The organism is Mesorhizobium sp. C264A (assembly GCF_040324515.1).
Lineage (GTDB): Bacteria > Pseudomonadota > Alphaproteobacteria > Rhizobiales > Rhizobiaceae > Mesorhizobium.
Map to the genome: position 1 here is coordinate 115,007 of NZ_JAMYVY010000002.1, position 24,245 is coordinate 139,251.

Below are 24,245 nucleotides of genomic sequence, written 5' to 3' on the forward strand. Positions count from 1 at the left end.
TGCTCCTTACCTCGGATGCCTGAGGCGCGGATTGGCGAGAATGGACGCCACGTCGGCCACGACATTGAGGAAGATATAGACGGCGGCGAAGATCAGGCCGACGGCCTGGACCACGGGCACGTCGCGCATGGCGACATGGTCGACCAGATACTGCCCCATGCCCGGATAGACGAAGATCACCTCGACGACGACGACGCCGACCACGAGATAGGCGAGATTAAGGACCACGACATTGATGATCGGGGCAAGGGCATTGGGGAGAGCATGCTCGCGGATAACCTCGAACGCCGTCAGGCCCTTCAGTTCGGCAGTCTCGATATAAGCCGACTGCATTACGTTGAGGATCGCGGCCCGCGTCATTCGCATCATATGTGCGAGGATGCCCAGGGTCAGCGCGGTGCAGGGCAGCGCTATCGCCTTCATCCTGTCGAGGAAGGGCATGCCGTCATAGACGGTTGAAATGCCTGGAAAGACCTGGAATTTGACCGCGAGGAAATAGACCAGCAAGTAGCCGATGAAGAATTCCGGCACCGAGGTAGAGGCAAGCGCCAAGCCCGAGATCAGCTTGTCAACCGGGCGGTTGTGATGATGCACGGCGACGAGCCCCAGGATGACGGCAAGCGGGACCGCCACGATGGCGGCCCAGAAGGCGAGGAACAGCGTGTTCCACAGCCGCTCCCTGATGGACGTGGCTATATCGAGCTTGGTCGTCAGCGCAGTGCCCAGGTCACCCTGCAGAATTCCGAACAGCCAGTGGAAATACCTGACATAGGCAGGGTCGTTGAGGCCCATTTCCCTTCTGAGATTCTCGATTGCAAGCGGCGTTGCCGTTTTGCCGAGAATGGCCTGCGCAACGTCGCCCGGCAGGAGATTGGTGCCGGCGAAGATCAAAACCGAAACGGCGACCAGCAAAAGGATGCCCAGCGCAACGCGCTGGGCAATAAGCTTGGAAACCATGGTCAGGCCTGGAGCCAGCATTTGGACAGCGCGTAGCCGCCCATAAGCTCCTGGTTGCCATCCGTGGCCCAGCCGCCAACCCGCGGCCCTGTGGCATCGATGAAGTCGTTGAACATCGGGAGGATCGACCCGCCTTCGTCGCGGAGGATCTGGCCCATGTCGGCATAGAGCTTCTTGCGCTTGTCGGCATCGAGCTCGCCACGAGCCTGAATCAGCATCTGATCGAACTTCTCGTTGGAGAAGTGAGACTCGTTCCATGGCGCTTTAGACTGGTACTCGAGGGAATACGTCATGTCCTGGGTCGGACGGCCGCCGAAATAGCTGGCCTTGAAGGGCATCTTGTCGAATTCTGACCAGTAGCCGTCGCCCGGATTGCGCTTGACCTCAATGGTGATGCCCGCCTTGGCCGCGCTTGCCTGGTATAGCTGGGCAGCTTCCACCGCGCCCGGGAAGCCGACGTCGGACGTGTTGAGGAGCACCGATCCGGAGTGGCCAGACTTCTTGTAGTGCAAGGCCGCCTTGTCCGGATCATACTTGCGCTGCTCCATTTCGGTAAACAGCGGATAGGTCTTGCTTATCGGCGTGTCATTGCCGACGGAGCCATAGCCCCCAGGATTTTCTGAACCATCTCCTCGCGGTCGATGGCATATTTCAGCGCGAGACGCAGGTCGTTGTTGTCGACGGGCGCCGTGTCGCACTGGCAAACAAACATATAGTGGCCACGGCTGCTGGCGTTGCGGATGGTGATGGCAGGGAAGCGTTTTAGCAGTTCGACGACCTTCGGATCGACTCGGTTAATCATATGAACCTGCCCGCTCTGCAAGGCGGAGTTGCGGGCCGTCCCGTCGTTGATGATGACGATCTCGACCTGATCGGCAAAGCCGCGATTGTCGCGCCAGTAACCTCCGAACCTTTCGCCGCCAGATCGAACTCCGGCATCGTGGACGGTGACCTTGTAAGGCCCGGTTCCTATGCCGGCGGTCGGGTTGTCCTTGCCGCCATTGGGCTGGATCACAACTTGGTGTGCAGTCATTATGAACGGAAATTCGGCATTGGCTTCTTTGAGCGTGAAGACCAGGTTCTGGCCGTCGACGGCCATCTTGTCGATGCCCTGCAAAAGTGGGAACGCGCCGGATTTTGAGTCGGGGCCGGCATGGCGCTCGATGGTGGCAAGCACGTCGGCAGGCGTCATTTCCTTTCCGTCATGGAACTGTACGCCCTTGCGGATTTTGAATGTCCAGATCTTGGCGTCCTTCGAGGGGCCCCATTCCTCGGCAAGTGCCGGCTGCACTTTTCTATCTGCGTCCAGTTCAACAACCGTTTCGCCCCACTGGCGGCTGAAGATAAATTGAAACGCATCGGTCAGGAGAACTGGATCGAGGCTGTCCGTCGCCGCACCGCCTTGCAGCCCAGCTTTGAGCAATCCGCCCTTGACGGGTACCTCGGCCCTTGCGGCCGTGGCAAGCAGGTTGTTGGCAAACGTTGCACTGACGCCGAGTGCCGCGGCCCGACCTAAAAAGTCGCGACGTGAGAGCTTACCTTTCGCGACGCGCTCACTGAGAAAATCCAGTTCTTTCATGTTATTTCCCCTTTTCCATGCGTTCATTGATTTATTCTCTGCTACCCGCACGAAGTAGCCTGGTTACCGCTGTCGTACGATCATTGACGGCGGCCAATCACCACCATCGAGCGTCGATCGAGACTCTGCATTTTCCACCTCGAACAAGAGGCAGAATTAGCGAAATCGCTTTGCTCCTCCACCGGAGATCAGGCCGTCCCAGCCAGTCAAGGAGCCTAGGGTTAAGCTTTGTGAGACCTACTGCACGCCTGCGGTCGTCCGCAGAAGGCCTCATATTCTAACTTAAAGGTGTATGTAGATAGTAGGTCGACGGTTACCGTTGGTTTCCTCGACCGACACACGGTAGGTGTCGACCGATGGATCCTCCTCGATGCTACCCGCGTCGGCCTCGGCGCAGTTTGAGGTCTTAAGCTCCACACTCACGGGATAGCCGCGCACCCAAACCTTGTGTGGATTGAACACGGACTGGCCCGTTTTGATCGCAAACTCCCAGCCATGCCACGGACAGCGAATTATTTCGCCTTCTTGCTCGTACTCGAACTGTCCTGGCGCTGCGCCTTTGACCATTCCATCGATAATTCCCTTGCACAGGGGCGCGGCTTTGTGTGGGCAACTGTTGCGAACGGCATAGTATTCGTTGTTGACGTTGAAGATGCCGACACTCCGCCCTGCGATATCGACAATGCGTCGCCCGCCAACCGGAATCTCGTCCGCGTAACAAACTTCATATTTCTTGGCCACCGGTGCATTCTCCCTATGCGGCCTGAGAGATTGCTGGCAGCGACAGTTTGTACGTCTCGATGGCATTCTCTGCGAAGATGCGTCGCCGCAAATCCTCTGGCTGGTCGGACAACGTCATCATCGGATCATCCGCATCCCAGTGCGGGAAGTCACTCGCAAACATGAGCGTTCGTGAACCACCGATCCAGTTGATGATGTGCTTTATCGCTTCCGGATCGGCGGGCTCATCCAATGGTTGGGTGCCAAAACGGAAATGGTCCACTAGGTATTCACTTGGTAGTCTTTTTACCCATGGAGTGTGCCGCCGAAGCCCCTTCCAGTCGAGATCCATCTTCCATATCAAGGGCGCCACCCAGGCAAATCCGCTTTCCACCATAGCCACTTTCAAGGTCGGGAACTTTTCGAACACACCTTCGAAAATAAAGCTTGCCAGGTGCACGGCATAAGCTGGCGGACGCAGCTGACGGCTTTCTATGTAGTAGCTGGGGAAGCCAGCCGCCGAGGGCGGCGGATTGACACCTTCTCCTTCTGAACCGAAATGCATCGTCACCGCTAGTCCGTGCCGGGCGCATGCTTCGTATATCGGATGATAAAAACGCTGGCCAAAGGGCTTAGGTGCGCCACAACTGAACATCACTCCACAAACAGCAGGATGCGAGCCAAGCCTATCGATCTCAGCTGCTGCCCCTAAAGGGTCCTGCGAATTGATATCGAGATTAAGCCGAAACCTCGGATCCTTGGCGATCCAATGCTCCATTGAGTGGTCGTTGAATGCGCGGCACAGAGCGCTTCCATAGTCCACGTCGGGGAGCGCGCTCGCCGCTCCTGCAATACCGCCGGTAAGAACCGCCAAATCGATACCATGCGCGTCCAGCAACCGCGTGCTGCAATAATGCGCGTCGCCAATGGTACCCAATCCGTCCCCAGCCTCTTCCGCGTCGAAATCCACCCTTTGTCCGTGAAGTCCTCCGCTAGAGGTGTAGAGGTGCGTTGAAAGGCCGCCGAAGCCCCACTCCGCAAAACGCTCAGCATTGAACTTGGTGAGATAAGGATAGAGATCCGATTGTGCCCGGTAGCCGTGATGGACATCGGTGTCCACAATTGTGAGTTTTTTCCGACTGCTCGTGACTAGCCCGGAATTCATCGTTTCCTCCATTCGTGTTCTCAATCGGAAGCATGAAGCGCACGCAAGTGAGTGTGCTTGTCAGGACGATGGCAGCTTTGTCAGCTCATTGAAATATACAGTTCGCCCCTAAGTTGGCCATCACACTGGTGCCTTTTAAGACCCTCAGCAGCACCTCCTGCGGCGCAGAGCGTCGGTTACGGTCACGAAGGCACCAGGCGTGACGTCGCGCCCCCTCCTGGATCTGCTGATGCTAGAAACTGCACCTTCATTTCGGGCGTGGCGCGCGGGCCGAGCAGAACAGCCGCTGGATCGCCCGGCAGCGAATGGATCATCAGGAGCAGAAGTGTCCTCGCGGTCACGATGATCGTGACCGCGAGGACCAACCTCTTGCAAAGATGAAACAGTATACCTTAGCCTCACGCCGCCTAAGCCGGTTTGAAGTCGAGATATAAAGGGACGCCGTCTGGACGAGTCCCAGCTTGTATCTTAGTCGTGCGGTACACGACAGGAGTAACATCATTTGTCAGGAATCGATAGGCGCCCGACTCCTCCATGAGGTCCTGCATCTCGTAATAGAGCTTTGCACGCTCGTTTGGATCCTCAATCGTCATTGCCTTATCGTTGAGCTCGTCATAGCGGTCACTCCGGAAGCGCTCCCAATTCCAAATGCCGACTTGGGCTTTCACGAACGACGTCGTGCAGTAATAAGGGTCAGGCAGACCGGAGTAGTTTTGGATATAGAGCTGCAGGTCCTTCCAGCGATCGCCTGCCGATTCCTGACCGATCGTCCAGAAGGAACCGGGGTCCTGGGCATTGACTTGGACAGTAATGCCGATCTGCGACAACTGCGCCTGAATCGTCTGGGCAATTGTCGAGGCGATGCCAATGTTGTCGCAATCGAGGGTTAACTGCAGGTCGCTGACACCGGCCTTTTCCAGGAATTCCTTGGCTTTGGCGAGGTCGCCTTCCGGTGGAACGAGCGCCTTTTCGCGATGTCCGACAATCCCTGGCGGAATTGGCCCGGTTGCCACGTTGGCCTGCCCCGCATAAGCGGCGGTCAGAGTCTGCGGCACATTGATAGCCCATTGAATTGCCTTGCGGACATTGATGTCCTTCAGCTTCGGGTTATCCATATTCATGCCAAGCCAAACGAAATGGAGCGAGGAATAGCCCTCAACCTTGGTATCCGGCGGTGGATTGCTTTTGAACGTCGCCAGTGAATCGGGACCGATCGTTGCGAAATCAACATCACCGGCCTGATAGGCTCGTTCCGCCGTCTTGATATCGACGATCGGTACGATGCGGATCTCATCGAATCCGGGCTTTGGTCCAGACCATTCCGGATTGCGGGTCAACAGCGCGTATTGATTTTGCTTCCACTCCGCAAGCACATAGGGGCCAGAGAAAGCCGGCGGTTTCATGCCGAAATTGCCGCCGTCCTTGATCGCCTTCATCACCGCCTCCTCGGAAACGATATGGCCAACGCTATAAGGGAATGTGATGTACCAGGCCGGCACAAACGGCGTCTTGTACACGATGACGCCGGTATGATCGTCCTCGATTTCGACATGATCCAATGGGCCTAGATCCGCCGTGGTCCAATACTTGTGCTTGATGATGCGTTCGAATGAGAACTTGACGTCCTTGGCAGTCATCTCACCATAGCCGCCGGTGAACTTGATGCCTTTCTTCAGACGAAAACGAATATGGGTGGGATCGACCTGCTCAATCTTTTCTGCCGCTTCGAGGTCCCAGCCCCATTCGGAGCCTGGCTTGAAACGCGTGAGCTTCGAATAGAGACAGTTGATAACGTCAACATCGTAACTCGAAGTGTAAAAGCCAGGATCTAAAGACCCAAGCTCCGCCTGAGCGGCGACCTTGAGCACTTTGCCTTCCGCCGCCCAGATCACCTGCGAGAGCGGCATGCCGCTAGCGATGATACCGCCCCCCAAGGCAGCTCCTCCCTTTAGAAGCGTGCGGCGGTCGATCTTCTGAATGACTTCTTTCATAGTTTCCTCCCATTTCCTGTTTAGTTGATTGCTGCTCCTGTTAGATTGATTGCTGCGAGTTCGGCCCTCCCACTATCTCGATGGGCCCGGCTGCAAAGCCACCGCTAACTACACGCTCGACGATCCAGCCGTTTTCGCTAGATTCTTTGCCTTAGCGCCGGCGCGTCGAGCCCGCTGTTCTGGCTTTCTCTGGTCTGCTCGTTCTGCAGGGAGCAACGGCGCCACCTTGCCGACGTGCCGATACGAGACATCCGTTAGCAGCCCGTAGTGTTCCGGCCGCCTATCGTGCAACAAGCTAGTGTTCACTCCCGCCGCACCATCAGTTCTCGCGCGTTCGACCTCGCCCTTGATATCGGCCTCATGGATGGCGAGACCCTCATCCTCGGCGAGATATGCGACCACCTTGCCGAACGGGTCGACGATTTGGGTGCCGCCGTAGTAGTTGACGAGCGGCGTGGCGCGCTTCTCGCAATGGTTGGAGATGAGCAGCCAGGCATGGTTGCAGAAGGCATTGCTCTGGGCCATGAGGTCCATCGCCCGGCCACTGTCGTCGTTACTGCGATCATGCCCGGACGGCGACATCGGCCAGGCCGTCGACATGAGGAACATGTCCGCACCCTGCAGCGCATAACTGCGCAAAAGTTCCGGAAAGCACAAATCGTAACAGATGATACTGGCGAGCCTGCCCAGCGGCGTGTCGACCGTCGAGTGGTCTTCGCCCGGGGCGAAATACGGATACTCGCCGTGAGCGTGGATCTTGCGGTAGATTCCCACAAGGCCGGTCGGGCCGACCAGTGCAGTCGAATTGAAGAGCACGTGGCCATGGAGCGCGCGCTCGGCCAGTCCGAACTGGATGAACATTCCGTGCCGCCTGGCGGCTTGAGCGAGGATTTCCGTGGAAGGCCCGGGAATTGGCTCTGCTTCGCGAACGTAATACTGCTTCCAGCGCGTCATATTGCTGTCGCCGTACGGAAAGGCGAAATCCGCATAACCTTGCAGCGCCATCTCAGGCAGGACGAGGAGCCTCACGCCCGCAGCTGCGGCTTCCTCGACCATCTCCAGCATTCTGGTCAGGTTGCGTTTCTTGTCATGCGTGATGCGCAGGTTTCCCGCAGCGAATTTGGTGATACTCATTTCGCAGTTCCTTTGTTGCGCCGATCGCCGCCCTCGATTTATGTCCAAGGGCGATCGACAACTGTCCACAATGACGACAATTTTGGCAGCCCCGCACACCTGTATTCCGCCGGCCCAGAGGGAACCGCCGCACCTAAGCTTATCGAATTCGGGCTCGATGCTTCGATATCGCACCTCGGCTGGACAATCGTTCCATCGCTATGAAACGTCCTCCGTACAATGAGAGCTACCTGCGGGCGCCCGTGCCAACAGACTTAACGAGGGCCTCATTCGCGTGTCCGGTTCTGATGCAAGTACGGGTTTCGCAAAGGGCTCACGGCCGGAATCACCCCTAGAAGGTCGCTTAGAGGTGTATGTAGATAGTAGGTCGACGGTTACCGTTGGTTTCCTCGACCGACACACGGTAGGTGTCGACCGATGGATCCTCCTCGATGCTACCCGCGTCGGCCTCGGCGCAGTTTGAGGTCTTAAGCTCCACACTCACGGGATAGCCGCGCACCCAAACCTTGTGTGGATTGAACACGGACTGGCCCGTTTTGATCGCAAACTCCCAGCCATGCCACGGACAGCGAATTATTTCGCCTTCTTGCTCGTACTCGAACTGTCCTGGCGTTGCGCCTTTGACCATTCCATCGATAATTCCCTTGCACAGGGGCGCGGCTTTGTGTGGGCAACTGTTGCGAACGGCATAGTATTCGTTGTTGACGTTGAAGATGCCGACACTCCGCCCTGCGATATCGACAATGCGTCGCCCGCCAACCGGAATCTCGTCCGCGTAACAAACTTCATATTTCTTGGCCACCGGTGCATTCTCCCTATGCGGCCTGAGAGATTGCTGGCAGCGACAGTTTGTACGTCTCGATGGCATTCTCTGCGAAGATGCGTCGCCGCAAATCCTCTGGCTGGTCGGACAACGTCATCATCGGATCATCCGCATCCCAGTGCGGGAAGTCACTCGCAAACATGAGCGTTCGTGAACCACCGATCCAGTTGATGATGTGCTTTATCGCTTCCGGATCGGCGGGCTCATCCAATGGTTGGGTGCCAAAACGGAAATGGTCCACTAGGTATTCACTTGGTAGTCTTTTTACCCATGGAGTGTGCCGCCGAAGCCCCTTCCAGTCGAGATCCATCTTCCATATCAAGGGCGCCACCCAGGCAAATCCGCTTTCCACCATAGCCACTTTCAAGGTCGGGAACTTTTCGAACACACCTTCGAAAATAAAGCTTGCCAGGTGCACGGCATAAGCTGGCGGACGCAGCTGACGGCTTTCTATGTAGTAGCTGGGGAAGCCAGCCGCCGAGGGCGGCGGATTGACACCTTCTCCTTCTGAACCGAAATGCATCGTCACCGCTAGTCCGTGCCGGGCGCATGCTTCGTATATCGGATGATAAAAACGCTGGCCAAAGGGCTTAGGTGCGCCACAACTGAACATCACTCCACAAACAGCAGGATGCGAGCCAAGCCTATCGATCTCAGCTGCTGCCCCTAAAGGGTCCTGCGAATTGATATCGAGATTAAGCCGAAACCTCGGATCCTTGGCGATCCAATGCTCCATTGAGTGGTCGTTGAATGCGCGGCACAGAGCGCTTCCATAGTCCACGTCGGGGAGCGCGCTCGCCGCTCCTGCAATACCGCCGGTAAGAACCGCCAAATCGATACCATGCGCGTCCAGCAACCGCGTGCTGCAATAATGCGCGTCGCCAATGGTACCCAATCCGTCCCCAGCCTCTTCCGCGTCGAAATCCACCCTTTGTCCGTGAAGTCCTCCGCTAGAGGTGTAGAGGTGCGTTGAAAGGCCGCCGAAGCCCCACTCCGCAAAACGCTCAGCATTGAACTTGGTGAGATAAGGATAGAGATCCGATTGTGCCCGGTAGCCGTGATGGACATCGGTGTCCACAATTGTGAGTTTTTTCCGACTGCTCGTGACTAGCCCGGAATTCATCGTTTCCTCCATTCGTGTTCTCAATCGGAAGCATGAAGCGCACGCAAGTGAGTGTGCTTGTCAGGACGATGGCAGCTTTGTCAGCTCATTGAAATATACAGTTCGCCCCTAAGTTGGCCATCACACTGGTGCCTTTTAAGACCCTCAGCAGCACCTCCTGCGGCGCAGAGCGTCGGTCACGGTCACGAAGGCACCAGGCGTGACGTCGCGCGCGCCCTCCGAGATCGAGCGCATCATCACATCGCGTCGACGCCGCCGCATGAGTTATTTCTGGCAGCGCACATGTAGTCATGTCGTGGGTGAATTCCAAACGGCGAGAAGGGCCATAGTGCGGCTGGACTACTCGAAGAGCTGGATCTGCTGCTCAAGGCCCCTCACGCACCAACCAGTTCAGCATTTTGATCAAGCCTTAGTTGGAGTCGGCAATCAGCCGCTCCGGCCAGAGCCTAACCTAGTTGTAAAGGTGTTGTTACATTGAATGAGCGGTAAGGAAATTGAGGTAGCAGCGCTTATGACCGTGAATGCACCGACCTAAAAGAACCACCGCGATCGAAATCGTAGCGCGTGCTGTCTGGCTCTACTTCCGCTTCGATCTGAGCCTGCTCGATGTCGAGGAAATGCTGCTCGATCGCGGGATCGTTTCTTACGAGACCATCCGCCGTTCCGGAACGGGAGCAAACACGATAGGTTTCCGGTCGGTCGGCACATTGCAGCATTTCGTGTCGATCGTCTCCGGCCGTGCGAGACCTCTTCGTCCCATCGCAGACCAACCGCTCGGCAGGACGAATTCGGATCCATCGACGCCAGGCAATGGCCGCGTGGGAAGCCGTGAGTGCACAGCCTGCCTGAAAAGCGCGGTGTCGGCATAACGCGGCTACAATTCAGACAACGTAACACGCCAACCTGCGGCCTACCGCGCCCCGCCGAAACCGTCCGGGCTTGCCGCGCCGACATGCCTCGTGCGTGGCCTTCACGATCCGAGACCGACGCTCCGCGCTACAGTATTGGGCTATCCGCCCCTCCGCCGTGGCGGACGCCGTATTAACAGCGAACATCGCATTGGTGTGATAGCCAACTTCTGGACAAACTGTATATGTTATTAAACTGAGAAACCTGCCAGCGTCCCCGCGAGAACAACTCACTTGGGTGCGCAAAGGTTCGTGAAATGGCAAAACATACGTTCGCTGAAACGATCAGGTCGGGAAAACCGCAAATTGGGGCCTGGATGCAGATACCACATGTGATGGTCGCAGAGACTTTGGCGCAGACAAATCTAGATTTTCTTCTGGTCGATGGCGAGCATTCACCCATTCCACCCAACGAACTTTTAGATATTCTTCCGGCGACCGAACGATACGGCATGCCTGTACTGTATAGAGTCGCCTGGAACAGGGTGGAACTTATAAAAGCGGCGCTAGATCACGGCGTGAACGGCATCATGGTGCCAATGGTAAATTCGGGTGTCGAAGCCATGGATGCTGTGTCGTCCGCAAAATACCCGCCTGCAGGAAAGCGCGGATCTGGAGCGTGGAGAGCATCGAACTATTACCAAGAGGATGCGGAATATCGGAAGGATGCCAACTCTAGACTGGGTGTCGTAGTCCAGATTGAAACACGAGAGGCTCTCAACAATCTGGATGACATAGCCTCAACGCCTGGCGTTGACGCGCTCTTTATCGGCCCGGCAGACCTCGCCCTTTCCTTGGGCATAGAACCGGGAAAGCTCACGCCTGAGTTGTTGGATGCCTGTCAGGCAGTCGCGGCCGCCGCTAACAAGTACGGCATTGCATCGGGTATCGATGTGGCATCCATAGACTATCTGTTGAGGTTCCAAGAGCTAGGCCTGAGCTTGTTCACGTACGGATCGGACCCTAGTTTCGTTTTAGAGGGCGGCCGCGCTGTAGCGAAAGATTTCCACAACGCGTTTCTCGCTAAGTAGACCGCTCATTGATCCATCTAAGATTGCGAAACGTTCGGAGAACTTGGTGGTTTGCCGGCCCAAGTGATATCAACCCAACTTCTCGTTTTATACAACTAAATTCAGGCGAATGCTTCTCCGTCCAGTTTGCCTGCTCGGGTCCACGCCAAAGTCACGCATATCCACGTATTCCCAAATCGAAGTGAATGACGTTTCCAAGGATCTCGGCCGGGTCAAGATTCTTGATTCAATCAACTTTGCAATCGCGCCCGGTGAGATGTTAGCTGCGATCGGCCGAGCGGTCATTCTGCTGTGATAGCCAATTTCTGCACAAGCTGTATATGTTAATAAGCCGAAAACCTGCCATCGTCCTCGCAAGCACAACTCACTTGGTGCGCAGTAACACTCGCTATGCGTAAGCTTCACCGAGGTGAGAACGCCCCAGGGCGACAACCACGATCTCTCGGATCGACCCGCTCAAGGCCCTCTAATCCACATGATGAACTCACGGCAGCTGATTAAAGCAGGACATGGGAGGAAGCTGTGAAAGATGTTATCCCGGATAAACGCACCGAGGGCCTCCTCCATGAGGACTCGCGCTGGATCCCGTCGAGTTGTGCGCCTCGTCTCGCAGTGGGGCTGGGTGTCGGCCTATGAGCGCGGCCTTGGCGGCGGCCGTTGAGGTCGAGGTGAGCGACCATGTTTTGATCAAGCTTTCGGATGGGGTCCGGCTGTCGGCCCGCATCTGGCTGCCTAAGGTCATCGACCAACCTGTGCCAGCCCTGCTTGAGTATATACCCTACCGCAAGGGCGACGTGACCGCTCCGCGTGATGCGCGGCGTCATTCTTGGTACGCCGCCCATGGCTATGGGTCGGTTCGGGTCGACATCCGCGGCACGGGTGACTCCGAAGGTCTGATGAGTGGCGAGTACTCCGCGCAGGAGCTTGCCGACGCCGTCGAGGTGATCAACTGGCTGGCCGCGCAGCCATGGTGCAACGGCCGGGTCGGCATGTTCGGCATTTCATATGGCGGCTTCAATTCATTGCAGGTGGCTGCGCTTGCGCCGGAGCCGCTGAAGGCGATCGTCACAGTCTGCTCCTCCGATGACCTCTATGGCACCGATGCGCACTACTTCGGCGGCGCAGTGTGTGGGGAAACCATCGACTGGGGCACATGGCAGCTGGCAGTTGAGTGCGCCCGTCCGCCGGATCCGACTCGGGTCGGCCCGGGGTGGAAGGAGCAGTGGCTGCAGCGTCTCCACGCGCTCGAGCCGTGGTCGTCCACCTGGCTGAGGCATCAGACGCGCGACGAGTACTGGAAGCGCGCAAGCGTCTGCGAGGACTACGGCGCCATCAAGGCGGCAGTCCTCGCGGTGGGCGGCTTCAACGACCTCTTCCGCAACACTGTCTTCCAGTTGGTGGAGCATCTGTCCAGCCCGGTCAAGGGAATCGTCGGACCTTGGGCGCACCACTACCCGAACTTGGCGCACAATCCCGGACCGGCGATCGGGTACCTACAGGAGACGCTGCGCTGGTGGGACCGCTACCTCAAGGACGCAGAAACGGGTGTCGAGGACGATCCGGCGCTACGTGTCTATGTCCAGGACGCGGTCCTCCCCGCGACCAGCTACACCACGCGTCTTGGTCGATGGGTCACCGAGCCCTCGTGGCCGTCACCGAATATCACCACGTGCACCATGGGGCTCGGCGACATGTTCTGCCACGACGCTGTCGGTTTGGACCTAGTACAAGTTGATACGCCCGAGCACTGCGGAATCGACGGGGGCAGGAACATGCCCAAAGGCGGCCCGGCTGACCTGCCGGCGGACCAGCGGGAGGAGGACAACCGATCGGTGTGCTTCGACACCGAGCCGCTGACTCAAGCAGTCACCGTGCTTGGCATGCCAGCCGCGAAGCTGTGTGTGCATGCCGACGGGGCGGCGGCCAACATGATTGTGCGGCTGTGCGACGTCGCGCCGGACGGGGCCTCGACGCTCGTCACTCGCGGCTTCTTGAATCTGCAACGTCGTGAGGGAATGGACCGAGCCGTCGATCTGCCGGCCGGATCCGTGCTGGAGGTGACCGTGCCAATGATCGCGGCCGGCTACGAGTTTCCAGCTGGACACCGCATCCGGCTGGCTGTCTCCACCGCCTATTGGCCTTTCATGTGGCCGCATCCGGTGCCGGCTCAGGTCGCACTCGACCCGGCTGGCGGTGCGCTCGTGCTGCCGGTGCGCGGTGCCGACGCGCCGTCTGAACCGGTGCGATTCGAGCCGCCCGAGCAAGGCGATGCATTGCCGGCCGATGCAATACCTGTCGTCCTGCACACGACCGAGCCGGGTACCGAACGCCAGGTGCACTACAACCCGGAAACCCTCGAGTGGCGGATCACCATCGACGATCCCAACTACAGCCGAAGCCTTACCTATCCGGACGGCCTGCGATACGAGGAGCGGGCTCAGGTAACCTGCTCGATTCGCTCCGACGACCCGGCAAGCGCGCGCTGCAATTCAGAACAGCGCTGCCGGTTGCAGCGACCGGGATGGGACGTCGAGATCAGCGCCACAGGGACCATGCACGTGGAGCACGACAATTTCGTCACAGAGTACGAATTGACGGCGACTCTCGACGGAGAGCAGGTCCATCATCGCACGTGGCATGATCGCATTCCGCGATCGAGCCGGGGGAATGGATGAATCGACCGCGCACCGCCGGCGAGCGTACCCCGCGGCCCGAGCCAGGGGAGGGTGGACGCACGGAAAGCGTGTGCGAGGACTACGGCGAATAGCCGTAGCTCAGCAGCTCACTAATTGGGAGGAAACTATGAAAGATGTTATCCAGAATATAGACCGCCGCACTCTTCTAAAGGGAGGGGCTGCCTTGGGGGGCGGTGTCATCGCTAGCGGCATGCCGCTCTCGCAGGCAATCTGGGCGGCGGAAGGCAAAGTACTCAAGGTCGCTGCTCCGGGTGAACTTGCCTCTTTGGACCCTGGCTTTTACACCTCGGGATACGAAGTTCCAGTTATGGAGTGCCTCTATTCGAAGCTCACGCGTTTCAAGCCGGGATCCGAATGGGGTTGGGATCTGGAGGCGGCGGAAAAGATCGAACAGGTCGATCCGACGCATATTCGCTTTCGCCTGAAGAAAGGCATCGAGTTCACCGGCGGCTATGGTGAGATGACTGCCAAGGACGTCAAGTTCTCATTGGAACGCATCATCCAACACAAATATTGGACCACGGCGGAGCTAGGCCCATTGGATCATGTCGAAATCGAGGACGATCATACCGGCGTCATCGTGTACAAGACGCCGTTTGTGCCGGCCTGGAACGTCACCTTCCCTTGGGCTACCGGTCATATCGTTTCCGAGCAGGCGGTGATGAAGGCGACCGAGGACGGCGGCAGTTTCAGCATGAACCCACCGGCTTTCTCTGGGCCCTATGTGCTCGCGGAGTGGAAGCAAAATCAATACACGCTGCTGACCCGCAATCCGGACTGGTCTGGACCAAAGCCCGGATTTGATGAAATCCGCATCATACCGATTACTGACACCAAGGCGGCGGAACGCGCCTATCAAGCCGGTGATGTTGATTTCACGCAGATTGGTCTTGATTCACTGGCGACGTTCAAAAGCAATTCGCCACCCGATACAAAGGTCGAGGAGCATTCCTCGCTCAGTTTCTGCTGGCTTGGCATGAACATGGATAACCCGACGCTGAAAGACATCAATGTCCGCAAGGCAATCCAATGGGCCATCAATGTGCCGCAGATTCTGGACACCGCCTATGCGGGCCAAGCCAACGTGGCAACCGGGATAATTGCGTCAGGTATTATCGGGCATCGCGAAAAGGCGCTCGTTCCACCGGAAGGCGACCTTGCCAAGGCCAAGGAGTTCCTGGACAAGGCCGGTGTCAGCGACCTGCAGTTAACCCTCGATTGTGCCAACAGTGGCACTCACCCGACAATTGCCCAGACGATTCAGGCGCAGTTGTCGCAGATCGGCATTACGGTCCAAGTCAATGCCCAGGACCAAAGTTCCTTCTGGACGATCGGTCAGGAATCGGCAGGCGATCGCTGGAAGAATTTGCAGCTCTATATCCAAGAGTACGCCGGTCTGCCTGATCCTTATTACAACACGAGCTCGTTCGTGAAAGCACAAGTGGGCATTTGGAATTGGGAGCGCTTCAGAAGTGACCGCTATGACGAACTCGATGCCAAGGCAGTGACGATCGAGGATCCAAACGAGCGCGCAAAGCTCTATTACGAAATGCAGGACCTCTTGGAGGAGTCGGGCGCCTACCGTTACCTGACAAACGGTGGTCGTCCTGTCGTGTACCGCACGACTAAGATACAGGCTGCTGCGACCCTTCCGCACGGCTACCCTTTATATGTCGACTTCAAGCCGGCTTAAGCGGCGGCGGGCTGAGGCATGTTGTTTTATCTTTGCAAGAGGTTGGTCCTCGCGGTCACGATCATCGTGACCGCGGTGACACTTTTGTTCCTGATGATCCATTCGCTGCCAGGCGATCCAGCGGCTATTCTGCTCGGCCCGCGCGCCACGCCCGAAATGCAGGCGCAGCTGCATCGGCAGATGGGCCTCGACAGGCCGTTCATCGTGCAGATCGCCACCTTCTTCAGCGGCCTTCTTCGCGGCGATCTCGGATATGACGTGTTCAGCCAGAGGCCGGTCGCCGACATCGTGTTTGCGCAACTGCCCTACACGATTGAACTGATCCTGGTCTCGATCTTTTGGGCCGCCGCCATCGCGGTGCCGCTAGGGTGCTACTCTGCGATGCGGCGCAATTCCTTGCTCGACCAAGCGGTTGGGGTCGTTGCCGTCGCCACCATCGCCATTCCTTCGTTTGTCATGGCAGTCTATGCACTGCTGATCTTCGCCGTAGCCCTCCGCTGGCTGCCGGCGATCGGGCCTGGCGAGGGCTTTGTCGATGGGCTCGTCCACCTGGTCCTGCCAAGCTTTGCAATGGGAATCGGTTGGGTGGGCTACATCTCTCGACTGGTGCGCGCGTCCATGCTCGAAACGCTGGGTGAGAACCATATCCGAATGGCTCGCTCTTTCGGGATTTCGGAATGGCGCATTGTTTATCGCTACGCTCTGCCGCTTGCGATCTTGCCAACGGTAACCATCTTGGGCGTAGGGATCGCATGGCTGCTGTCGGCAGCGGTGTTTGTCGAGGTGGTGTTCGCAAGACCGGGGATCGGCGCGCTGATCGTGCAGGCGGTGAATACGCGCAATTATCCAATTGTGATGGGCGTTGTTATCGTCACCACCTTCCTTATCGTCATTTCAACAACGGCCTCCGATCTGGTCAATGCAAGCCTTGACCCGCGGGCTCGGGAAAAGCTCTGATCATGACGAGCATAGACACGATTGATACAGCAGCTCCCCCAAGGCACAATCCAGGCGCCCTCGGAGGCTTCCTGCGGCAACTGCTTAAAAACCGTCTGGGCATGCTTGGCGCGGTGCTTGTCCTAGTCGTGGTGGCGAGCGCGATCTTTGGTCCGCTCATCGCCACACATGACCCCATCCGCATTATGATCGGGCCTCGTTTGGCAGGACCTTCAGCAGATTTTCTTCTTGGCACGGATCAACTCGGTCGCGACACCTTTTCGCGTACGATCATGGGCGGTCGTATCCCACTTCTCGTTGCCTTTGCATCGCTCGGCAGTTCGCTTGTCGTTGGACTCCTCCTTGGCCTGATAGCAGGGTTCGGGCCGCGCTGGCTCGACAATCTTCTGCTACTATTCTTCGACACGATCCGCTCGTTTCCCGGGATCATATTTGCTTTGGCCATCATCGCCCTATTGGGGCCCAGCATGTCCAGCGTGATCCTGGTCATCGCAATAGCATGTATGCCGATCTATGCGCGTGTCGTGCGCACCCAAACGCAAGCCCTGCGCAACTCCGATTACATTGACGCGGAGCGAAGCATGGGCGCCGGCACGATGCGCGTCCTTGCCGTCCACATGCTGCCAAACGTGGTTGGTCCGCTTCTCATCCTTGTGAGCATGGACGTGCCGGGGGTGATTGCCTTTCAAGCAGGTCTGGGCTTTCTCGGTATGGGTGTGCGCCCTCCGACGCCAGACTGGGGAGCAATCCTGAACGATGGCTACAGCTATATCAATCAGACGCCTTGGCTCGTCATTGCGGGGGGTATTCCAATCGTCGTCGCCACGCTGGGCTTCACATTCCTTGGCGAAGCATTGCGTGACATATTCGATCCCAAGCTGCGGAAAGACCTATGAGACACCGCGATCTGACATCGCATACGACGGTCGCTCCGCTTCTTGAGGTTCGGAACCTCAACCTCGACTTCGGCTCGCCACGCGGACGTGTTCACGCACTGCGCAACGTTTCGCTGGACGTGCCGACCGGACAGATAGTCGGCATCGTCGGGGAGAGTGGATCCGGCAAATCCACGCTTGCCTATACTGTGATGGGTCTACTTCCAGAAAACGCTCAGGTTACCGCTGGCAGCATCATATTCGAAAGACGCGACCTGCTTACGCTGACTGCCCAGGCGCGACGCGGTCTGATGGGCGATCGCCTCTCCATGATCTTCCAGGATCCGATGACCGCGCTCAATCCGGTCCGGACGATCGAGAGCCAGATGATCGATATCCAACACCACGAACAACGAGGGCGCAGTGAAAAGCGCGCTCTTGCGATCGACATGCTCAAGCGCGTCGGAATTCCCGATCCGCAAAGCCGCATCGGGAATTATCCGCATCAGTTCTCTGGTGGCATGCGCCAGCGCATCTGCATTGCCATGGCACTTCTGGTGAAACCGGCGCTGCTCATCGCCGACGAGCCGACCACAGCACTTGATGCTACATTGGAAGTTCAGATCATCCATTTGCTCAAGGATCTGCAAAGGGAGATCGGTTGCTCCATCCTGTTTGTCTCCCATCATCTTGGCGTGGTCGCTGAATTGTGCGACCGAGTTGCCGTCATGTATGCGGGCGAGGTGGTGGAGCAGGGCGCTGTACGCGACATCTTCCATAATCCCGGCCATCCCTACACAAGGGCGCTGCTTGAATGCGACCCTGGACGGATCAAACAACGGACGCGCAATTTGCCGACCATCCCCGGAGAGGTCCCCAGCCTGCTCGGAAGCAAAAAGGGATGTATCTTCCACCCGCGCTGTCCTCACGCCTTCGATCGCTGCGTGCATGAGACGCCTGGCGAATATCGTGTCGCTGTTGAGCAGGTCGCGCGATGCCATCTGCTCGATCGAGCCGGGATGGTTGCGGCATGAGTGCGCTGCTGAGCGTCCAGGACCTGCGCGTCCGCTTCCGCACCATGGGGTCACTGAAGGCGCTCACCACGGGCACGGCAGACCCTTTCATTGACGCTGTGTGCGGCGTCTCCTTTGAAATACGCAAGGGCGAGACGCTTGCCCTCGTCGGCGAAAGCGGATCTGGCAAATCCACCATTGCACGCACGATCATCGGCCTTCAGCCGGCTGTTGGCGGCAGCATTCGTTTCGACGGGCAGGAACTTATCGGTCTCAAAGCGGCCGAACGAAAGTCCTACCTGCGCCACATGACGATGATGTTCCAGGATCCCGTGGGCTCCCTCTCGCCGCGGCTGACTGTGCAGTCGCTTCTCACCGAGCCATTCCGCATACACGGCGTGAGCAATCGCGATCCCGGTGCCGAAGCGGAGCGCCTGTTGCGCACGGTCGGCTTGCCGGCGGACTTTGGGCGCCGCTATCCCCACCAGCTTTCCGGCGGTCAGGCCCGGCGCGTCGGCGTCGCCCGTGCCCTTGCACTCAACCCAGACCTGATTATCGCCGACGAGCCCACAGCTGGGCTCGACGTGTCGGTCCAGGGCGAGGTACTTAATCTGCTTGCTCGCCTCCAGGATGAACTCGGGATCGCGATCCTCATCATCACCCACAACCTCAACGTAGTCCGCCACATGGCCGATCGTATGGCGATCATGTATCTCGGGCGTGTTGTCGAGATCGGCTCAACCGAAAGCATTTTCGATTATCCGCGTCACCCTTATACGCAGGCTTTGCTTTCGGCCAACCCAGTGCCCGACCCAGATGCTGTTCTCAACCGCATCGAAATCAAGGGCGAGGTGCCGAGCATGCTGAAACGGCCAACCGGCTGCGAGTTCCACCCGCGGTGCCAGTACGCGCAAGACATCTGCCGCCGAGTCTTCCCCGAGCCTGCAGCCAACTCGCATGACACGGAGCATCGCTTCAAATGTCATTTTCCACTCACCTGCGAAACTGCGGCAGCCTTGGAGCGACCGGTCTCGCAGATTTCCGACCGGATTAACGCAGGCCTCGAGCCGCAGGCCCAGGAAAAGCTCTAAGAGTCCTCTCGGATTGGGAATTGGTTCAATGGCTGGTTCTGCGGATGTTGGCCCCGCAACCTGACCCGCCCAGTCCTCAATGCAGGCAATCGCTTGCTGATCGTAAGCGCTGTTGTAGGGCCACCTTTCGGGAGTGGTCGCGATCTGTGAGGTTGCCGATCCTGTATTGGGATCGGAGATCGGCTTGTGTCTGGACTTGACCTTACGCTTGACCCGGAGCGGCAGCTTCGGCGTTTCGAGGTGATCAACGGTGCTGGCGGCCGGCGTCATTGGTCTGTGGATGACAAAGCGCGGATCATCGCGGAGACGCTGGAGCCGAATGCAATCATTTCCGAGGTCGCCCGCCGTTATGGTCTCAGGCCGCAGCAGGTCTTCGCCTGGCGCCGGGAAGCGCGCAAACAGGCAGCTTCGGTGCAGCAAGATTCTCCTGCCTTCGTGCCGGCGGTTGTGGCGCCGGAACCTGTAGCCAGGCGTCCACCAAAGCAGCGGAAACTGCAAGCCACCCGAGATGCCGGCATGATCGAGCTTGAGATCGACGGCATCGCCATGCGGGTCGGCCGTGGCGCCGATACCAGGACGGTGGCGGCGGTGATCCGCGCGCTGAAGGCGACGTCATGATCGGGCCGACGGGTGCGGTCAAGGTCATGGTGGCGACGAAGCCGGTCGACTTCCGCAAGGGCGCGGAGGGATTGGCGGCGCTGGTGCGCGAGACGATGGGCGCCGATCCGTTCTTATGCGTCGGGCGAGATTATGTGGCGGAGCCGCCCTGACCCCTTTCGGGCCGGCCAAACCCAGCTTGCCTCCGCCACATAATATTTCATGCCTCTCTCATGGCGCGGGATTCCCCTGTGCCACAACGCCGGAGGGGCAGAATGCTCGAGTTCTATTTTTCCTATTGTGGGGTGCTCAAGCGCCTGCGTAGCGGTGCACTCGGTGGCGAGATGGATCGCCTCGCGGAGCATTTTTTCACCCTTGGTTATAAGCGAGCGTCTGCCACGATTTACCTGAGCCGGATTGCGCGCTTTAGCCAGTTTGCCGCAACGCGCTGTGGTCCGATGCCTATCTCTCAAGATGTCGTCGACAGCTATTTGTGCACGTTTACTACGGATACTCCACGCATTGGAGCAGTGTCGGCACTGGGACACGCGCGGCGAGTGGCTCCAGAACGCTTCCTTGCTGCTGTTCCCAGTGTAGATAATGATCCGAATGCTCCGCTTCTGAGCTCCTTTTCGGACTATCTGAGCAGGGTGTGCGGACTGGAGTCAAAGTCTCGCGAAGGCGTTCTCCTGGGCAGCCGCCGCTTTCTGGATTGGTTCCATCGCCACCATTCCGGCCAAGACCTCGACGCATTGACGGCTGAGCATGTCCTTGCCGCTGTCGAACATCGGCTGTCACTATCGGCGACCTCCGGTACCCGCACCGCAGCAACTTCTCACATCCGGACATTTCTTCGGTTTTTGTATTGGGCTGGCCACCACGATCAGGATCTCGCGCGCGTCGTCCCCAGGACGCCCCACTGGCGTTTGGCTCATCTGCCGCCGCGCCTTGCATGGGATGACGTTCGGCGTGCAATTGATATGATCGGCGCAACGGCACCGGTTGACGTCCGCGATCGAGCCGTCCTGCTGCTGCTCGCCACCACGGGCATTCGCAACGGTGAGCTGCGCGCCCTTCAACTGCACGATATCCACTGGCGAACTGGCGAGGTTTTTGTCCGGCACACCAAGGGCAAGCGTGATCGGGTGGCCCCGCTCATCGAGGAAGCCGGTGCCGCGCTCGCCGACTACGTCCTGCGCGCTCGACCGAAGGTGGATAGTCCGTATCTGTTCCTGTCCTTCACGCCGCCCGTGGCACCATTCAAATGCGCGTCGCCTGTTTCGAGGATCGTGCGGAAGCGGTTGCGACATGGCGGGGTTGAACTCGGGCAGGTCGCAGGTGCGCATCTCCTGCGCCACAGTCTTGCCACCCAGCTCGTCAAGCAGCGAAGGCCGATCAACGAGGTCGCCGATCTCCTGGGACACCGCAGCATCAACACAACGGCGCTGTACGTAAAGGTCGCGACGTCGCAACTTGCCGAGGTCGCACTTCCCTTTCCGGGAGGCGTGGCATGACCGCCTTTGCCCGATTCCTCGGCGAGAAGGCCGAGTGTTACATCGAGCTACGCCACTCCCTCGGCTATGCCTTCAGCAAGCAAGCCGGCACGTTGCGGGCTTTCGTGAGGTACATTGAGCGCGCTCAGTTCGATGGGCCTGCCACTCGAACTTTGGCGCTGGATTTTGCCCTGTCGTTCAGCGGCGCCGCCAACAGCCGTGTCAGTCGTCACGGCGTGCTGCGCCGGTTTTACGAATATCTCGCCGTCTATGACGCGCGAACCGAAGCCTTGGAGCGCAGAGCTTTCCCCAGATCCAGAGCGATTCCGCCTCCGCGAATCCTCAGCGAGGCCGAGTTGGCATCACTCATCGACGCATGCCGCCGCATCTCGCCGGGAATCCTTCTCAAGGGGCGGACAATGGCCACGCTGATCGGATTATTGGCGAGCTCGGGGCTGCGATCAGGCGAAGTGGTCAGACTTGATCGTTCCGACGTTGATCTGGCCAACGGGATTCTCCTCATTCGGAAGACGAAGTTCCGCAAGGACCGTCTCGTTCCAGTTCACACGACGACCCAGGCTGCCCTTCGTAGCTACGTCCATGAACGGGATGCCGCTTTTCCCATGCCCAAGGACCAGGCCTTTTTCCTCAGCTCTCGTGGCAATCGCCTCTCGGCGACAGGCCTGCAAAACGGCTTTGCCGAGGCCCGCAAGCTTGCTGGTCTCGATGGCGGCAAGCCATTAAGGCCACACGATCTCAGGCACCGGTTCGCCGTGACCCGTCTCGGCCTCTGGCATCAGCAGCGCGCAGACGTTCAGGCGTTGCTCCCGTTGCTCGCCACATATCTCGGTCACGCCAGCTACAGCGACACTGCCTACTATCTCACCGGTTCGGCAGATCTTCTCGCCATTGCGGCGGAGCGCGCCTTCCTCGACGGAGGTGCAGCATGAGCGAACACCTGCTGCTGGCGCCGCTCCTGGAGTCCTACTTTCGCCGGCGCTTGACCAAACAACGCAATGCGACTCCCGCGACCGTGGCCAGCTATCGCGATGCCTTGCGCATGCTGATCATCTTTGCCGCCACCCGATTGGCGAAGAAGCCGGCCGCATTGGCACTCGAAGACCTCGATCGAGACCTCGTTCTCGCCTTCCTCGACGAGCTCGAGGAGAAGCGCAAGAACGTCATCGCCACGCGCAACGCCCGACTAGCGGCCATCCGATCCTTCTTCCATCACGTAGCAGCCGCTGACCCGGCGTCCTTCGGTGTCGCCCAACGCGTGCTGACGATTCCCATAAAACGGGCTCACATTGAGGTGACGCACCACCTCACCAAGGCCGAAGTGGACGCCCTTATTGCGGCCCCCGATCAGAGGACGTCCCGTGGGCGGCGCGACCGAACGTTTCTACTGTTTCTGGCACGGACCGGCGCCCGGGTCTCCGAAGCCACCGGCGTCAACGCAAACGACCTTCAGTTGGAACGGCCGCACCCACAAGTGCTGCTGCGCGGCAAAGGGCGCAGAGACCGCGTCGTCCCCATTGCTAAGGACCTGGCGCGGGCGCTGACATCCTTGTTGAGCGAGCGCGGGATCGCCCATCACGAGCCGCGAGCGATATTCGTCGGCGCCCGCAACGAACGCCTGACTCGTTTCGGAGCGACCCATATCGTGCGGCGTGCGGCCACAGAGGCCGTGCCTACCAGGCCGGCCTTGGCCGACAAGCCCATATCGCCGCACATCTTCCGGCACTCCCTCGCCATGAAGCTTCTCCAGTCCGGCGTGGACCTTTTGACGATCCAAGCCTGGCTCGGGCACGCACAGGTCGCCACGACCCACCGCTATGCCGCAGCGGATGTCGAGATGATGCGCAATGGACTCGAGAAGGCGGGCGTCACCGGCGCTCACGGCGTGCGTTTCCGACCAAATGACTCCGTTCTGCAACTGCTGAACAGCATCTAAATATTATGTGGCGGAAAAATCCGGACCGGCGGGCCTAGGCTGGCACCAGGAAGGCTCCGCCACATAATCTCGCCCGACGCATAATGCAGAGCGTTTTTAGCTTGGCGTCGCGCTGCAAGGCGGGTGGCGAGAGTTGCGCTGAGGTGGATCGCGGCGGTGAGCTAAAAACGTGTTGGACTAAGCCGCCCGCACGGGTGGCCGCTATGGGCGTTCAATCAGGCCGTTGCCATGAACAGGCATGGCGGGGGCGCGGATGCGGTCGTGGACGCAGCGATTGCAGGGGTCGCGTGCGCCGAAAGCGGCGCGGATATCGGTTCCGGCATGTGAGGATCGGCGCCGCGCCCTGACTGAGAGAGGTTGCCGGTGACGACGGCGCACACTTTTGCGGGACCGGCTCAGTTTGGCTTCCGAGCGGGTTGGCGCGATGCTGATGACAAGGAAGGTG

The 24,245-nt window shown here is 58.8% G+C and carries 18 protein-coding genes and 2 pseudogenes; 12 read left to right on the top strand and 8 right to left on the bottom strand.

Features of this window, described 5'->3' with window-relative positions; all coding sequences use genetic code 11:
* Nucleotides 1-6: 6 nt before the first annotated feature.
* From NKL04_RS19665 to NKL04_RS19700, 8 genes and pseudogenes are all read right to left on the bottom strand, one after another.
* A complete protein-coding gene (locus NKL04_RS19665) occupies nt 7-957 on the bottom strand; it encodes an ABC transporter permease (protein ID WP_502903351.1) in 951 nt (316 codons plus the stop codon).
* Between the two features lie 2 nt (nt 958-959).
* Nucleotides 960-2,536: pseudogene (locus NKL04_RS19670) on the bottom strand (ABC transporter substrate-binding protein).
* A gap of 282 nt (nt 2,537-2,818) precedes the next feature.
* Nucleotides 2,819-3,277, bottom strand: coding sequence for a Rieske (2Fe-2S) protein (locus tag NKL04_RS19675; protein ID WP_352724258.1), 459 nt, complete (start codon nt 3,275-3,277; stop codon nt 2,819-2,821).
* A 13-nt stretch (nt 3,278-3,290) separates the two neighbouring features.
* Nucleotides 3,291-4,433 (bottom strand): amidohydrolase family protein, encoded by a 1,143-nt coding sequence (locus NKL04_RS19680; protein WP_050593515.1) that lies wholly within the window; start codon nt 4,431-4,433, stop codon nt 3,291-3,293.
* A gap of 395 nt (nt 4,434-4,828) precedes the next feature.
* A complete protein-coding gene (locus NKL04_RS19685) occupies nt 4,829-6,412 on the bottom strand; it encodes an ABC transporter substrate-binding protein (RefSeq protein ID WP_352724261.1) in 1,584 nt (527 codons plus the stop codon).
* 108 nt (nt 6,413-6,520) lie between these two features.
* Complete coding sequence (locus NKL04_RS19690) at nt 6,521-7,546, bottom strand: carbon-nitrogen hydrolase family protein (protein WP_023699578.1); 1,026 nt, start codon at nt 7,544-7,546, stop codon at nt 6,521-6,523.
* Between the two features lie 343 nt (nt 7,547-7,889).
* Nucleotides 7,890-8,348, bottom strand: a complete 459-nt coding sequence (locus tag NKL04_RS19695) for a Rieske (2Fe-2S) protein (protein WP_352724263.1) — start codon at nt 8,346-8,348, stop codon at nt 7,890-7,892.
* 13 nt (nt 8,349-8,361) lie between these two features.
* Nucleotides 8,362-9,504 (bottom strand): amidohydrolase family protein, encoded by a 1,143-nt coding sequence (locus NKL04_RS19700; protein WP_050593515.1) that lies wholly within the window; start codon nt 9,502-9,504, stop codon nt 8,362-8,364.
* A 1,153-nt stretch (nt 9,505-10,657) separates the two neighbouring features.
* On the opposite strand from NKL04_RS19700, the gene NKL04_RS19705 reads away from it, so the two are divergent.
* The 12 genes and pseudogenes from NKL04_RS19705 (at nt 10,658) to NKL04_RS19760 (ending at nt 23,800) form a co-directional block, all read left to right on the top strand.
* The gene (locus NKL04_RS19705; protein WP_023699575.1) at nt 10,658-11,431 is read left to right on the top strand and encodes an HpcH/HpaI aldolase family protein; all 774 of its coding nucleotides are present in this window, start codon (nt 10,658-10,660) and stop codon (nt 11,429-11,431) included.
* 632 nt (nt 11,432-12,063) lie between these two features.
* Nucleotides 12,064-14,106: a CocE/NonD family hydrolase gene (locus NKL04_RS19710; RefSeq protein WP_023699573.1), complete on the top strand. Its 2,043-nt coding sequence runs from the start codon at nt 12,064-12,066 to the stop codon at nt 14,104-14,106.
* A 127-nt stretch (nt 14,107-14,233) separates the two neighbouring features.
* Entirely contained in the window at nt 14,234-15,820 is a 1,587-nt protein-coding gene (locus NKL04_RS19715; protein WP_031208921.1) for an ABC transporter substrate-binding protein, read from the top strand.
* Nucleotides 15,821-15,838: 18 nt separating this feature from the next.
* On the top strand, nt 15,839-16,777 hold the full coding sequence (locus NKL04_RS19720) for an ABC transporter permease (protein ID WP_023699571.1): 939 nt from the start codon (nt 15,839-15,841) through the stop codon (nt 16,775-16,777).
* A 2-nt stretch (nt 16,778-16,779) separates the two neighbouring features.
* On the top strand, nt 16,780-17,673 hold the full coding sequence (locus tag NKL04_RS19725) for an ABC transporter permease (protein WP_050593513.1): 894 nt from the start codon (nt 16,780-16,782) through the stop codon (nt 17,671-17,673).
* The gene (locus NKL04_RS19730) at nt 17,670-18,686 is read left to right on the top strand and encodes an ABC transporter ATP-binding protein (RefSeq protein WP_023699569.1); all 1,017 of its coding nucleotides are present in this window, start codon (nt 17,670-17,672) and stop codon (nt 18,684-18,686) included. The genes NKL04_RS19725 and NKL04_RS19730 overlap by 4 nt, the downstream gene beginning before the upstream one ends.
* Entirely contained in the window at nt 18,683-19,756 is a 1,074-nt protein-coding gene (locus NKL04_RS19735) for an ABC transporter ATP-binding protein (protein WP_023699568.1), read from the top strand. The genes NKL04_RS19730 and NKL04_RS19735 overlap by 4 nt, the downstream gene beginning before the upstream one ends.
* 186 nt (nt 19,757-19,942) lie before the next feature.
* The gene (tnpA, locus tag NKL04_RS19740; protein WP_023699567.1) at nt 19,943-20,374 is read left to right on the top strand and encodes an IS66-like element accessory protein TnpA; all 432 of its coding nucleotides are present in this window, start codon (nt 19,943-19,945) and stop codon (nt 20,372-20,374) included.
* Nucleotides 20,371-20,487: pseudogene (gene tnpB, locus NKL04_RS19745) on the top strand (IS66 family insertion sequence element accessory protein TnpB); the annotation flags it as partial. The gene tnpA and the pseudogene tnpB, both read left to right, overlap by 4 nt.
* 141 nt (nt 20,488-20,628) lie before the next feature.
* On the top strand, nt 20,629-21,867 hold the full coding sequence (locus NKL04_RS19750) for a site-specific integrase (protein WP_023699565.1): 1,239 nt from the start codon (nt 20,629-20,631) through the stop codon (nt 21,865-21,867).
* On the top strand, nt 21,864-22,796 hold the full coding sequence (locus tag NKL04_RS19755; protein WP_023699564.1) for a tyrosine-type recombinase/integrase: 933 nt from the start codon (nt 21,864-21,866) through the stop codon (nt 22,794-22,796). Before NKL04_RS19750 ends, NKL04_RS19755 begins: the two co-directional genes overlap by 4 nt.
* A complete protein-coding gene (locus NKL04_RS19760; RefSeq protein WP_023699563.1) occupies nt 22,793-23,800 on the top strand; it encodes a tyrosine-type recombinase/integrase in 1,008 nt (335 codons plus the stop codon). The genes NKL04_RS19755 and NKL04_RS19760 overlap by 4 nt, the downstream gene beginning before the upstream one ends.
* Nucleotides 23,801-24,245 lie beyond the last annotated feature (445 nt).